We start from the raw sequence: 14,378 nt of genomic DNA on the forward strand, positions 1-14,378 counted from the left end.
CGCTATTGCCCCTCGAACTCCGGTTCGCGGTCGGCCGCGAAGGCCGCCGTTCCTTCTTCGACGTCGTCGGTCGTCAGCAGGAGCGCGAAGGCCTGGCTCTCCATTTCGAGGCCGGCGTCGAGGCTCTCGTCGGCCCCCTCGTTCATCACGCGCTTGGCCTTCCGCAGGGCAATCGGCGGCCCGGAGACGAGGTCCTCGACGAACGCCCCGACTACGCTGTCGAACTCGTCGGCGTCGACGGCCCGGTTGATGAGTCCCCAGTCGGCCGCCCGCTCGGCGGAGATGTGCTCGCCACGGAAGACCAGTTCTTTGGCCCGTGCATCGGTCAACATCCGAATCGCGCGCTGTGTCCCGCCGCCCCCGGGCAGCAGGCCGAGCGTGATTTCGGGGAAGCCGAACTCCGAGTCGGTCGTCGCCAGCCGGAGGTCACAGGCGAGGGCAAGCTCCAGGCCCGCGCCGAGACAGTAGCCGTCGATGCGCGCCAGCGTCGGTCGGGGATACTCCGCGACGGTCGTGAACACTTCTGTCGGCTCCGAAGTCTGTGCGGGGTCACGGTCCGCGAAGCCGGAGATATCGGCCCCGGCGGAGAAGGCGCGGTCGCCGGCCCCTTCGAACACGACGGCCCGAACTTCGTCGTCGTCGACAGATGAGAGCAGATCCACGACCTCGTCGGCGAGCGTTTCGCTGATGGCGTTCATCCGCGACGGGCGGTCGAGTTCCACCTCCAGCAGCCCGTCGTCGTCGAGCGCCCAGTTGATGGTGTGGTAGTCGCTCGGCCCGTCGCCGGTGCTGTATTCGTGGAAGCCCCGGCCTGCTTCCTTGCCGGTGTGGCCAGCCTCGACGAGTTCGACGAGGTAATCAGCCGGCTCGTAGCGGTCGTCGCCGTGTTCGTCGTGGAGCGTCCGGAGCTTTTCGAGGACGGTGCCGAGACCGATGTCGTCGGCCCGCCGGCAGGTTCCCTCGGGGAAGCCCGCACCGAGCTGCATCCCCGTGTCGATGGCCTCCGGGGTCGCCACACCGTCGCCGACGAGCTTCGCCGCCTCGTTTGCCATCACTGCTTCGACGCGGAGATGGTCGAAGTCGTCGGCGTCCTCCGGGACGTAATCCGGGCCGTCGCCGTCGTCGTAGTCGTAGTACCCCTCGCCGGTCTTGCGGCCGAGCTTCTCGTTTGCAACTTTCTCTTCCATGATGGGCGGAATCGGCGTCTCGGCCTCCTTGCGGACGTGGTAGCCGATGTCGATGCCGGTCAGGTCGCCGAGTTCGAACGGCCCCATCGGATAGCCCCGCTCGTGGACCATCGCGGCGTCGGCCTGGCGGATGGTCGCCTCGCCCGTCGAGACCATCCAGGCCGGCTCGCTCATGAACGGTCCGAGGACGGAGTTGACGACGAACCCGCGCACGTCCTTGCGGACGTAAATCGGCGTCTTGCCGATGGACTCGACGAACTCGTAGCCGGCCTCGGCCGTCTCGTCGGTCGTCGCCTCGCCGTAGATGACCTCGACGAGGTCCATCTTCACCGGCGGATTGAAGAAGTGCAGGCCCAGCACCGATTCCGGCCGCTCCGTCGCCGCGGCGATTTCTGTGATGGACAGCGAGGAGCTGTTCGTCGCCAGCAGCGCATCCTCGGGCGCTGCGGCGTCGACGGACTCGAAGATGTCCTGTTTCACCGAGAGCTGTTCCGGGCCGGCCTCGATGACGAGGTCCGCGTCGCTGACCGCCGCCTCCAGGTCCGTCGTCGTCCCGATGCGCGCCGCCACGTCGTCGGGGTCATCGTCGAGTCGCCCCTTCTCAGCGAGCTTTTCGAGCGACCACTCGATTGAGTCGTAGCCGTCCTCGACGAGGTCCTCCTCGATGTCACGCAACACGACGTCGTAGCCGGCGATGGCCGTGACCTCGGCGATGCCGTGACCCATCGTTCCCGCACCGAGCACTGCAACTGTCGCTATCTCTGTCTGCTCTGCTCGCATACGCGTAGTGTCTACTGCAACACATATCAATCATCCCCCTAGCAGCAATCGTGGCTGGTGGTGTTGGTCACGGTGCCATCAGCCAGTCGGGGCTTTCTGGCTGTTTCAATCCACTTCAGGAAACCCGTCCACTCGCCCGGCAGATAATCTCAATCGTCTCTCTTCGTTTTCAGAGCGGTTCGTCGCCCTCGATAATCCGGATCGCGCGGTCGGCCAGCGCCGGGACGCGGTTCTCCATCAGGGGATAGAACGGGTCGTCGGCGTTCCCCTCCAGATAGCGGCGGTAGAACATCTCGCCGAGGGCGGCGAGCTTGTACACGGCGAGCGTCCGGTAGAACCGCTCGTGTTCGAAAGTAAGGCCCGTCTGGGCTTCCCAGCGGTCGACCAGGTCTTGCCGGGTCAGATACCCCGGCGCTTCGATAAACTCCATTGCGAGGTCGGGAATCTCCGGCTTCGGGTCCTTGGCGTCGCGCCAGTACGAGAGCAGCCAGCCGAGGTCGGCCCGTGGGTCGCCCAGTGTCGCCATCTCCCAGTCGAAGACAGCGGCGAGTTCGGGGTCAGCACCGGGGCCGAACATCACGTTGTCGAGTTTGTAATCGCCGTGAACCAGTGTCTCCGGGTGGTCGTCGGGGCACTCGTCCTGCAGCCACGAGCCGACCCGCTCCAGTTCGGGGATGGTACGGGACTCGGCCGTCCGCTCGAACGCCCACGCCAGTTGTTTCCCCCAGCGCGTGACCTGCCGCTTCGCATACCCTCTCGCACGGCCGAGGTCGGACAGGCCGACGGATTCGGGGTCCACTTCGTGGATGGCCGCGAGGGTGTCCACCAGTTCGGTGCCGACGGCCTCCCGAGCGTCGTCGTTTGCGAAGCGTTCCGGCTCTTCGTCTCGGATGACGGTCCCCTCGACGCGGGCCATGACGTAGAAATCGCTCCCGATGACCTCGTGGTCATCGCAGGCTGTCACCGTCGGCGGGACCGGCACGGCTGTGTCCTGTAGCGCGTCGATGACGCGATACTCCCGCAACACGTCGTGGGCCGTCTCGGCGGTCTGGCCCGGCGGGGGCCGCCTGACGACCAGTTCCCGGTCGCCCCAGGTAACAAACAGCGTTTCGTTGGAGTGGCCTTGCTCGTGGCGCGCAACGTCGAACGTCTCGACCGGTCCTATTTCCCTCGTGAAAAACGATTCGAGGGCGTCCTCGTCGACCAGCCGTTGGTAGTAGTCGCTGCTGCGTTCCGTCATGGCACCTGCTTCACCCCCCTGTTATGAAAAACTGCGGGTCGTGTCACCGTCCGACGAACTCCGGGCGGCGGTCGGTCAGGAACGCCTCGACCCCTTCCTCGTGGTCGGCCGTCTCGAAGACGATACCTTGCGCCGTCGCCTCGTCACGCTGGGCGCGGTCGAAGGACTTCTCCAGCCCGTCCTGAAGCAGTCGTTTCGAGTGCCGGAGGGCAACGGTCGGCCCATTGGCGATACGGCCGACGGTCGCCTCGACTTCGGACTCGAACGCCGCGGCATCGTAGACGTGGTTGAACAGGCCCAGTTCTTGGGCGCGCTCGGCGTCCAGAATCTCGCCGGTGAACACCAGCTCCTTTGCGACGTTCGTCCCAACGACTCGCGGGAGCAGGTACGACGTGCCGGCGTCGACGCTGAGGCCGACCTGCCGGAACACGAAACCGATGCTGGCCGACTCGCTCGCCAGTTGGATGTCACAGGCGATAGCGAGGTTCGCGCCGGCCCCCACGGCCGACCCGTCGACCTTCGCGACGGTCGGGACCGGCAGCGCGACGACTCTGGCGATGGTGTCACGGGTCCGGCGGGCCAGTTCGCTGACGGCGTCGTCGGTCGGGTCGTCGTTCGTGAGCCGCTCGCTCATCCCCTCGATGTCCCCGCCGGCCGAGAACGACTCGCCAGTGCCCTCGATGACGACACATCGAACATCGGACGCTGTCTCGATAGTGTCGAGGTGGCGCTCCAGCGCGTCGTACACGGGCTGTGTGAGCGCGTTCCGCGTCTCCGGCTCGTTCAGTGTCAGCGTGGCGATACCGTCGTCGATAGAGAGCAGTACGGACTCGCTCATCGGATATCCCTCTGTCGTAGCTGCATGGGGTCGCTTCACAGGGTTCCGGTATAAATTTACCGCTGGTTTACAGTTTCAGCCATCGTCGGCGACGCGCTGGGAGCGCCAGGCCACCGCACCTGGCGGGGCTAGTTTTAACATATCGGTGTGTGTTGACACGGAGTATGCCAGGTGGTGCACCACTCAACCTCCGGTCGTTCCTGTGGCGTGGCGAGAACGTGTTCCCTGACAGCGAGATCGTCTCGCGGACACATCAGGGGATTCACCGGTATACGATAGCGGAGTACGCCGAGCGCGTGCGGAAACTGGCCTCGGCCCTCGAACAGGCGGGCATCGAACGCGGCGACAGAGTCGGGACCTTCGCCTGGAACAACCACTGGCACCAGGAGGCCTACTACGGCGTCGCCTGCATGGGCGCACAGGTCCACATGATTAACCTTCTCCTGCCCGACGAGCACATCCAGCACATCGTGGCCGACGCCGAGGACGAGATCCTCATCGTCGACCCCGTCATGCTGGAGAAACTCGAAGCGGCGTACGACGAGGAGGCGTTCGCCTCCATCGAGCAGTACATCGTGATGGGCGATCAGGTACCGGAGACGTCGCTGGAGCCAGTCGTCGACTACGAATCGTTCATCGCCGACGGCGACCCCGACTACTCCTTCCCGCAACTGCCCGAGGACCAGCCGGCGGGGATGTGTTACACGTCCGGGACAACAGGCAAGCCCAAAGGCGTCGAGTACACCCAGAAGATGTACTGGACACAGGTCATGTCGCTGATGACCAGCGAGGCCGGTATCAAGACCGACGACGTGGAACTGACGTACGTCCCGATGTTCCACGTCAGCGGCTGGTGTCGCCCGTTCACGACTATCGCCGCCGGAGCCAAGACCGTCCTCCCCGGGCCGAACCCGTCGGCCGAGGACCTGGCGAGGCTTATCGAGGAAGAGGACGTGACCGTCTCCGCAGCGGTCCCGACCGTCTTCATGGACCTGCTCGAGTACGCCCGCGAGACCGACGTGGACTTCTCGTCGGTTCGGTACTTCACCAGCGGCGGGTCCGCGACGCCGCGGTCACTGATGGAGGATTACAAGCAGGAGTTCGATGTGGACCTCATCTCCGGCTACGGCATGACCGAAACGTCGCCGGTCACCCACGCCTACGAGCCCAAGCCCGGCATGGCGGACCTTCCGGAGGAGGAGCTGTTCGACCTGCGGAGCCACTCCGCGGGGCTCCCGATCGCCGGCTTGGAGTTCAAAGTCGTCGACACCGACGGCGAGGAAGTGCCCTGGGACGGCGAGTCGCTGGGCGAACTCTGGATGCGCGGCCCGTGGGTCACACAGGAGTACTACAACGCCCCCGACGCGACCGAACAGGCCGTCACCGACGACGGCTGGTTCAAGACCGGTGACATCGTCCGGGTGAGTCCGGAGGGGTACGTCGACGTGGTCGACCGGATGGACGACCTCGTCAAGAGCGGCGGCGAGTGGATAGCGAGCGTCGAGGTCGAAAACGCTGTCATGGGTCACGACGAGGTCGTCGAAGCCGCCGTCGTCCCGGTCCCCCACGAGCGGTGGGACGAGCGCCCCGCCGCGTTCGTCGTCACACGCGATGCTGTGTCCGACGAAGCCGCGTTGCGCCAGGAAATCAAGGACCTCGTCGCCGAGTCGTACCCGTCGTGGTGGGTCCCCGACGCCATCCGTCTGGTCGACGGGATTCCCAAGGGCGCGACCGGGAAGTTCTCGAAGCAGACGCTCCGTGACGAGTACGTCGACGAGTCGATCATCGAAACTGTCGCCGAGAACGCCCCGGCGACGTAACCCGACTGAAGCGCGGCGGGGCATTCCGGCTGTCAAAATAGTATCGGCGGCGGCCTCGGTCGCGAGCAGCTATCGCTGCCGGATCAGCCACACCAAGTCCAATCGCGGATAGGTATTTATGCTAGCCCCGCGCACCTTGCGGTATGCGAGCAGCTGTCATCGAGGAGCACGGCGAACCGCTCACGATTCAGGACGTGCCCTATCCGGAGCCCCAGTCGGATCAGGTCGTCATCGAGACAGAAGCCTGCGGAGTCTGCCGGAGCGACTGGCACGCCTGGCAGGGGGACTGGGAGTGGTTCGGCATCCAGACCGGGCCCGGGCAGATTCTCGGCCATGAGCCGGCTGGGATCGTCGCCGACGTGGGCGCGGACGTCGAACAGTTCTCCGAGGGGGACCGCGTTACGGTCCCGTTCCACCTCGGCGACGGGTCGTGCCAGTACTGCCAGCGCGGGCACGCGAACATCTGTGAGACGTCGATGCCGCTTGGCTTCCTCGACGCCGCGCCGGGGGCGTTCGCCGAGGCGTTCCCCGTCCGCGAAGCCGATTTCAACTGCGTCACGCTGCCGGACGCCGTCGACTTCACCGAGATGGCCGGCTTGGGCTGTCGGTTCATGACGGCGTACCACGCGCTGACCGACCGGGCAACCCTCAGGCCGGGCGACGCCGTCGCGATTCACGGCTGTGGCGGCGTCGGACTCTCGGCGGTCCACATCGCCGACGCGCTGGGGGCCGAACCGATTGCGGTCGACGTACAGGAGGGCAAACTCGACCGAGCGCGGGACCTCGGCGCGGCGGCGACAATCAACGCCGCCGAGGTGGACAACGTCCCCGGCGAGGTCCATGCGGTCACGGACGGCGGGGCCGACGTGGCAATCGACGCGCTGGGCATCGCCGAGACGTGCCGCAACGCTGTCGGCTCGCTGGACAAGCAGGGAACCCACGTTCAGGTCGGCCTCACGACTGACGAGGAGGCCGGCGAGATCTCCCTGCCGGTGGACACGATGACTCTGCAGGAGATCGACTTCCACGGCTCCTACGGGATGCCGCCAGTTCGCTACGACGAGCTGTTCAGACTCATCGACGCTGGGACGCTCGCCCCCTCGAAGATTGTCGGGGAGACGCTCGCGCTCGAAGACGTGCCGGCCACCCTCTCGTCGATGGGCGAGTACGAGACGGTCGGCATCCCCGTCATCGACGAGTTCTGAGTTACGCCGGCACTGCGCTGCGGTTCGCCGGTCCCTACGAACGGTTCGCTGCCAGCCACTCGACGGCGAAGTCTACCATCGGCTGTTGGGCGAGGAGTTTCGACTCGCCGACGCCGACAGTGCCTGTCTCGACGGCGCTGGAGTGTGCACGCTCGAACGCATCGCCACAGGCTTGGAAGTCCTCATCGTCGAGTTCGATATCCTCCCAGTAGCGCCATTCGCGCTCACCGTCGGCGAGGACGGCACTGGCGTGGTCAGTCGTGTCGGCCTCGATATCGGCGCGGTACTCGGCGAGGTGCAGCGAGGTGTTGGTCGCATGTGACGTTCCGAGAAACAGGACTGTCCCATCACGGTCATAGACCCCGGACAGCGGTGATGCCTCCCCGAGCGAGTAATCGTAGGCGTGACCGCCGACAATGGCCTCGGCATCGGCACCCCATGCGGCGAACGAATGCTGTGGGTGGGCACTCCGGTGGACATCTGGATACGTGCGAAAACACTCGGCGATTGCACCCATTCCTTGCGTTGGCGTCACTGCCGGTCGGTACGGGGGGAACTGCTCGCGAATCGTGTCACCCCACGAGTCCGGGACTGGTGGATGCTCCATATTGTCGGGGTCTCTGTTGTCGGGCGAGTGCGTTGGCATCACCACCGTCCCGCTCTCAGAGACGACACGCTGCAGGGCGTCTACCACCGCTGGTGCGCCACCACAGACCCATCCAAGTTCGGACAGTGACCCGTGGACCAGTACTGTTTCCCCGCTTTTGAGACCCAGCGTACGGAGGTCGCGTGCTATCGAATCCACGGTGACCGGTTCCGCTGAACGGTCGCTTGGGCGCGGCGTGTCCATGAGGGATGATAGCCGAAAGCGGGCATAAGTTTCGTGTTCGCCGGGCCCACAGAGTCGTTATCGTGGGCTACCTGCTGTGGCCCTATAGTTGACAGCTCAGAGCAGTTGGTAGTCGCGCTCTTCGTGCTGGACGGAGATCCACTTGGTCTCGGTCAGTTCGTCCATGATCCACTCGCCGTTGTACCGGCCGAGGCCGGAGTTCTTCATCCCGCCGAACGGGGCGTTGGGTTCGTCCTGAATCGGGTGGTCGTTGACGTGGACCATCCCGGCGTCGATCTGGTCGGCGATGGACCGACCGTGTTCGACATCACCGCTGTAGACGCCCGCGGCGAGGCCGTACTCGGTGTCGTTGGCGAGTTCGACAGCCTCTTCGTCGGACCCGAACGGGATGACCGGAGCGACAGGGCCGAAGTGCTCGTTACAGGCCGCGGACATATCGTTGGTACACTCCGAGAGAACGGTCGGTTCGAGGAACAGGTCCTCGACTTCGCCGCCCGTTTCCAGCGTCGCGCCGGCGTCGACGGTCTGCTCGATGAACGAGGTGAGCTGTTCGACCTGGCTCTCGTTGATGATCGGGCCGAACTCCACGTCCTCGTCGAGCGGGTTCCCGATGGTCAGCGACTCCGCGTGCTCGACGAGCTTCTCGACGTACTCGTCGTAGACGTCCTCGTGGACGAGGTGGCGATTAATCGAGATACACACCTGTCCCTGATGGCCGAACGCGCCGACGGAGCCGGCCTTTGCGGCTGCCTCGATGTCGGCGTCCTCGGTGACGACGAACGGTCCGTTCCCGCCGAGTTCAAGCGCCGGAAGGGCGAGCGCGTTCCCGGCCTGACTGGCCACGGACCGGCCGACCGCCGTCGATCCGGTGAACGACATCACGCGGGCGGCCGGGTGGCCGGCCATCCGGTCGCCGATGTCGGAGCCGTGGCCCGTGACGACGTTGACGACGCCGTCCGGGAGGCCGGCCTCCTCGGCGATGTCGGCCAGCAGGAGCCCGCCGGTAATCGGCGTGTCCGTCGCGGGCTTGATGACGACGGTGTTCCCCAGTGCGAGCGCGGGGCCGAGCGCCCGCGTCGTGAGGTGTAGCGGGAAGTTCCACGGGGAAATAATCCCGACGACGCCAGCGGGTTCGCGGACGATGTGATGGTCCTTATCCTCGTGATACATCGAATCGCGGACCTCTTCTTCCGGCGGGACCATCTCTAGCGCGCTCTGGAAGTCCGCCATGGCGAAGTTGGCCTCGGCAGTCGCTTTGGCCTGTACACTGCCGGACTCCGTCGCGAGCAGTTCGACGATCTCGTCGAGCCGATCCTGCATCACCGCAATCATCGACTGGACGTACTCGTTGCGCTCCTCGCGCGACAGCGCCGCCCAGTCGGACTGGGCCGCTTCGGCGGCCTGATAGGCGTCGTTGACGTCCCCCTCTGTCCCGGCGGGCACCGCCGCGATTTCCTCGCCCGTCGCGGGGTTAGTCACCGGAATCGTATCAGACGCTCCGGCGTCGCGCCACTCTCCGTCGATGTACAGTTGGCTCCACGCCGTCTGGCTATCTGGTTGTGACATTCCATGCTGTCGACAGCGCTACGGACTTTTAGCACTTTGGCAGCAGGCAAACGCTTAATTGAACCCCGGCCACAGATCCTATATGATCGATTACCTCGGTCTCGAAGGCGACCTCGGCGAGGAAGAGCGGATGGTCCGTGACACGGCCCGGGACTTCGTCGAGAACGAAGTCAAGCCGGACGTCGGCCAGCACTGGATCGACGGGACGTTCCCGACGGACCTCATCACCGAGATGGGCGACCTCGGGTTCTACGCACCGAACCTCGATGGCTACGGGCTGCCGGGACTCAGCGAGACAGCCTACGGCCTCCTGCTGCAGGAACTGGAGGCCGGCGACAGCGGCCTGCGCTCGATGGCCAGCGTCCAGGGTGCGCTCGTCATGTACCCGATTCACGCCTACGGCAGCGACGCCCAGAAAGAGGAGTGGTTGCCGGCGCTCGGCAGCGGCGAGCGGGTGGGCTGTTTCGGTCTGACCGAGCCCGAACACGGGTCGAACCCGTCGGCGATGGAGACGACGGCCGAGCGCGACGCCGACGGCTACGTCCTGAACGGCTCGAAGACGTGGATCACGAACGCGCCCATCAGCGACCTCGCAGTGGTCTGGGCAAAGGTCACGTCCGCCGACGGCGACCCCGTGCGGGGCTTCCTCGTCGAGACTGACCGCGACGGCGTGACGACGAACAAGATCGACGAGAAGCTCTCGCTGCGCGCGTCAATTACGGGCGAGATCGGCCTGCAGAACGCCCGCGTCCCCGAGGAGAACGTTTTGCCGGGCGTCGAGGGCATGAAGGGGCCGCTGTCCTGTCTCACACAGGCCCGCTACGGCATCGCCTGGGGGACGGTGGGGGCCGCGATGGACTGTTTCGAGACCGCCCACGAATACGCGACCGACCGCGAGCAGTTCGGGAAGCCAATCGCCGGCTACCAGCTCCAGCAGGAGAAGCTCGCGGAGATGGCGACCCAGATATCGCTGGGCCAGTTGCTCGCCCACCGGCTCGCCGACCTGAAGGAACGCGGTGACCTCCGCCCGGAACAGGTGTCGATGGCCAAGCGCAACAACGCGCGGATGGCCCGCGAGCAGTCACGGGTGGCCCGCGAGATGCTCGGCGGCAACGGCATCACTGCTGATTACTCCCCGATGCGGCACCTGACGAACCTCGAAACCGTCTACACCTACGAGGGGACGCACGACATCCACTCGCTCATCCTCGGACACGACCTGACTGGCATTCCGGCGTTCGAGTAGGGCGGCTGTGGAATCTCTTCCGGGATACGGAACGGCCCCGCTGATGCGAAACAGTACTTCTCAATCGTACGTGAGGTCGATCTTCAGCTCGCTGGCTTTCCGTTCCAGCAGATCGGGGTACGTCGATTCGATGTCGTCCTGGCTCACCCGGCCATTCGGCCCGAAGACGCTCAACGCGCCGATGAGGTCGTCCTCGTGGTTGTACACCGGCACGCCAGCCGCCCGCAGGCCGTCCATGTGTTCGGACATATTGGTCGCGTAGCCCCGCTCACGGACCTGTTCGAGTTCCTCGAACAGCGCGTCCCGGTCGGTAATCGTGTTCGCCGTCAACTCTTCGAGGGCGGTGGCTTCGGCGAACTCCTCGATGCGTTCGTCGGGCCACTCCGCGAGGATGGCTTTCCCCGAAGCGAGCGCGTGCAGCGGCCGGCGTTTGCCGATCATCGTGTCGCTCTGCAGGGGATTCCGGCCGCCGGCCCGATGGAGATACACGCCCTCGAAGCCCTCCTCGACCAGAAACAGCGCCCGCTCGTCGGTCTCTATCGCCAGTTCGATGACTTTCTGCTTGGCGACGATATAGCCCGGTCGCCGTATCCGCGGCGGTTCGCTGAGTTGCAGAAACCGCAGCGAGAGCCGGTACTCCCCGTCCTCCTCGACGAGATAGTCCATGTCGTGCAGCGTCTTGAGGTGCCGATACACCGTGCTCTTGGCCAGGTCCGTCTCCGCCCGAATCTCCGCAATTGTCGCGCCTCCCGCGTCCCGAATCAGCCCCAGAATCTCGAACGACGTCCGGGTCGTCGATACCTCCGACGTTCCGTTCTTGTTTTCGAGCATACGGAGTTGTGACCGCTTAGTGACATCAACGTTTCGCATAATCGACCATGATGGTCTGACAGCTCGAACGCAATCAGTAGCCGTCTGCCGCTTGATTCCGCGACCGAACAGAACCTAACTTCTATTATCTCGCCGGAGTCAAGACAAGGTATGCCACAACTCAGCGCAGACGCCATCGAACAGCTCCGGGCTCAGTTCGACCGACAACTCGAGGTCGGACTGCACCACGGCGCACAGTTGGCGGTGTACGTCGACGGCGACCTCGTCGTCGACTTCGCCGGCGGTTCCACGGGTCCCGACGGTGACGAAACGACGCCCGAGACGCGCCACGTACTGTTCTCCTGTACGAAGCCGTTCGCCGGCGTCGGCCTGCACCAGCTCGTCGAGCAGGGCGAACTCGACTACGACGACCGGGTGGTCGAGCACTGGCCGGAGTTTGCCGACGACGGCACGCAGAAAGCATCGATTACAGTCCGACAGGTGCTCAGCCACACCGCCGGTATCCCCTTCGGAGAGTTCGACGAACAGTACGAAAGCTGGGGCGACTGGGACGCCGTCGTCGCGGCGATGGAAGACATCGAACCCGTGTTCGAGCCCGGAACGACGCCGGCGTATCACGCCATCAACTACGGCTGGCTGGTCGGCGAACTCATCCGCCGCTGTAGCGGCCAGTCGGTCGAAGAATACGTCGCCGAGAACGTGTTCGAGCCGCTGGGGATGGACAACACCGGCATCGGTCTGCGGGACGACGAACCCAACGACGTGGCGACCCTGGCCGGCTACGAGGCGTTCGAACGGTGTCACGATATCGACGAGGGGCTCGAAGACCCTGCCGCGTACGCCGGGGCATACAATCAGGAAGCGATGCGCCGGACGGTGATGCCCGCGGCCAACGGTATCGGTACTGCCCGGGACATGGCCCGGTTCTACGCCTGTCTCGCCAACGGCGGGTCGCTGGACGGGACGCAACTGCTTACCGAAGCGACCGTCGACGAGGCGACCACGACCCACGCCGAAACCGAGTCCGACGGCACGCTGTCACGCCCGGCCCGCTACGGCCTTGGCGTCTGGACCGGCGGGCTGGCCGCCGATATGTTCGGGGCCGCCAGCAAAGAGCGCATGTTCGGCCACGCCGGCCTCGGGAGTTCGTTCGGCTGGGCCGACCCCGAACTGAACGTCGGGTTCGCGCTCGTCACGAACGGCATCCGCGACGAGTCCTTCGAACACGCCGCCCGCGTCGGCCAGCTTTCCGACGCCGTCCGACTGCTGTTACAGGACTGACCGGGCCGATCTGGGGACTGCCGTCGCAGGCATTCCCTGATCGTTCGGGTCGATGTCCGTATCCCCGGTCACCATAGAGCTGGGCGACCCCGGTTTTTGTATGGCTCGGCTCTGATCCCCCGATATGAACTTCCCCGACCGAGGCGACGTGGACCACCTCATTGACCCACAGCCGCTGCCGGAGTTCGTTCGTGTCCGGTACGAGCCGGAGACGGCCGCCGTCGACGACCCGTCGGCCGCGGCGCGGACCGAACTCGACCGGCTCGACTTCGACGGGCTGGAACCGGGTGCGACTGTCGCCGTCGCCGTCGGTAGCCGCGGTATCCACCGCATCGACGACATCGCCGAGGCCGTCGTCGAGGCGATTCGCGACCGGGGCTTCGAGCCGGTCGTCGTCCCAGCGATGGGGAGCCACGGCGGGGCGACGCCCGAGGGTCAGCGCGAGGTGCTGGAGAGCCTGGGCATCACCGAATCGCGCCTCGATGCCCCTATCGACGCCCGGATGGAGACCGACCAGGTCGACACCGTCACCGTCGGTGACACCGAGTTTCCGGTCCACGTCTCGGCGGCGGCACGGGAAGCGGATGCCGTGGTCGTCGTGAATCGGGTGAAGCCCCACACCAACTACAGCGGCCGCATCGAGAGCGGCCTGACGAAGATGACCGTCGTCGGGCTGGGCAAGCAACGCGGCGCGAACGCGTTCCACTCGACCGCTATCAAGGAGGGGTACGTCGAGACGCTGGAAACCGCGCTCCCGGCCGTCGAAGCGGCGCTACCGCTTGTCGGCGGTGTGGCGCTGGTCGAGAACTTCCACGAGGAGACGGCCCACGTCGAAGCGGTGCCGGCGGGGTCGTTCACCGACCGCGAGCCCGCGCTGCTGGAGCGGGCTTACGACGAGATGGCGACGCTTCCCGTGGATGACATCGACCTGCTCGTCATCGACGAACTCGGTAAGGATGTCTCCGGCGCGGGAATGGACACCAACGTCATCGGCCGCTATCGCGTCCTCAACGCGCCGGACCCCGACGAGCCGGCCATCAAACTGCTGTACGCCCGCGGGCTCACCGAGGCGACGAAGGGCAACGGCAACGGCATCGGCCTGGCCGATATCACCCGCCAGGCTGCGGTCGACCAGTTGGACCTGCAGAAGACGTACGCGAACGCGCTCACCAGTGGCTCGACGGCGAAGGCCAAGCTCCCGCTCGTCGCGCCGGACGACGAGTTCGCCATCCGGACGGCGCTGTCCGCGCTCGGTGGCTACGACCCCGACACCGTCCGGATCGTCTGGATACAGACCACGCAGGACCTGTCCGAACTACACGTCTCCGAGCCGCTCGTCGAGGCCCTGCCGACCGCCGCCGAGGTTACCGGCCGTGAGTCGCTCACGTTCACCGACGGCACCGCGTCGTTTACCCGGGACTGACAGTCGGGTGACGACGGTCCCCGTCATGCATCTGGAACAATTTCTAACAACTGTACATCCGTTTCTCTGGATGTAAAAGTCATGTGTATGAAACTATCGGAATAGGATTCA

General features: G+C 65.4%; 11 protein-coding genes. 5 read left to right on the top strand and 6 right to left on the bottom strand.

The window, feature by feature from the left end; translation table 11 throughout:
* Positions 1–2: 2 nt before the first annotated feature.
* From C442_RS04350 to C442_RS04360, 3 genes are all read right to left on the bottom strand, one after another.
* Complete coding sequence (locus tag C442_RS04350) at positions 3–1,967, bottom strand: 3-hydroxyacyl-CoA dehydrogenase/enoyl-CoA hydratase family protein (RefSeq protein WP_008308132.1); 1,965 nt, start codon at positions 1,965–1,967, stop codon at positions 3–5.
* A gap of 169 nt (positions 1,968–2,136) precedes the next feature.
* Positions 2,137–3,207, bottom strand: a complete 1,071-nt coding sequence (locus C442_RS04355; protein WP_008308133.1) for a phosphotransferase family protein — start codon at positions 3,205–3,207, stop codon at positions 2,137–2,139.
* 43 nt (positions 3,208–3,250) lie between these two features.
* Positions 3,251–4,045, bottom strand: a complete 795-nt coding sequence (locus tag C442_RS04360; protein WP_008308136.1) for an enoyl-CoA hydratase/isomerase family protein — start codon at positions 4,043–4,045, stop codon at positions 3,251–3,253.
* A gap of 164 nt (positions 4,046–4,209) precedes the next feature.
* Here C442_RS04360 and C442_RS04365 point away from each other — a divergent pair, with 164 nt between their 5' ends.
* Both C442_RS04365 and C442_RS04370 read left to right on the top strand, forming a co-directional pair.
* On the top strand, positions 4,210–5,865 hold the full coding sequence (locus C442_RS04365; RefSeq protein WP_008308138.1) for a long-chain-fatty-acid--CoA ligase: 1,656 nt from the start codon (positions 4,210–4,212) through the stop codon (positions 5,863–5,865).
* Between the two features lie 143 nt (positions 5,866–6,008).
* A complete protein-coding gene (locus C442_RS04370; RefSeq protein WP_008308140.1) occupies positions 6,009–7,070 on the top strand; it encodes a zinc-dependent alcohol dehydrogenase family protein in 1,062 nt (353 codons plus the stop codon).
* A gap of 34 nt (positions 7,071–7,104) precedes the next feature.
* Here the strand turns inward: C442_RS04370 and C442_RS04375 are convergent, their stop codons facing one another.
* Both C442_RS04375 and C442_RS04380 read right to left on the bottom strand, forming a co-directional pair.
* Complete coding sequence (locus C442_RS04375; protein WP_008308143.1) at positions 7,105–7,920, bottom strand: aminoglycoside N(3)-acetyltransferase; 816 nt, start codon at positions 7,918–7,920, stop codon at positions 7,105–7,107.
* Between the two features lie 96 nt (positions 7,921–8,016).
* Positions 8,017–9,486, bottom strand: a complete 1,470-nt coding sequence (locus C442_RS04380; protein WP_008308144.1) for an aldehyde dehydrogenase family protein — start codon at positions 9,484–9,486, stop codon at positions 8,017–8,019.
* A gap of 82 nt (positions 9,487–9,568) precedes the next feature.
* Between C442_RS04380 and C442_RS04385 the strand changes: the two genes are divergently transcribed.
* Positions 9,569–10,732, top strand: a complete 1,164-nt coding sequence (locus C442_RS04385; RefSeq protein WP_008308146.1) for an acyl-CoA dehydrogenase family protein — start codon at positions 9,569–9,571, stop codon at positions 10,730–10,732.
* A 60-nt stretch (positions 10,733–10,792) separates the two neighbouring features.
* Here C442_RS04385 and C442_RS04390 read toward each other — a convergent pair whose 3' ends face one another.
* A complete protein-coding gene (locus C442_RS04390; RefSeq protein ID WP_008308147.1) occupies positions 10,793–11,563 on the bottom strand; it encodes an IclR family transcriptional regulator in 771 nt (256 codons plus the stop codon).
* Positions 11,564–11,713: 150 nt separating this feature from the next.
* Between C442_RS04390 and C442_RS04395 the strand changes: the two genes are divergently transcribed.
* Entirely contained in the window at positions 11,714–12,844 is a 1,131-nt protein-coding gene (locus C442_RS04395) for a serine hydrolase domain-containing protein (RefSeq protein ID WP_008308148.1), read from the top strand.
* Positions 12,845–12,968: 124 nt separating this feature from the next.
* Complete coding sequence (locus tag C442_RS04400; RefSeq protein WP_008308149.1) at positions 12,969–14,267, top strand: DUF362 domain-containing protein; 1,299 nt, start codon at positions 12,969–12,971, stop codon at positions 14,265–14,267.
* Positions 14,268–14,378 lie beyond the last annotated feature (111 nt).

The organism is Haloarcula amylolytica JCM 13557 (genome assembly GCF_000336615.1).
GTDB classification, from domain to species: domain Archaea; phylum Halobacteriota; class Halobacteria; order Halobacteriales; family Haloarculaceae; genus Haloarcula; species Haloarcula amylolytica.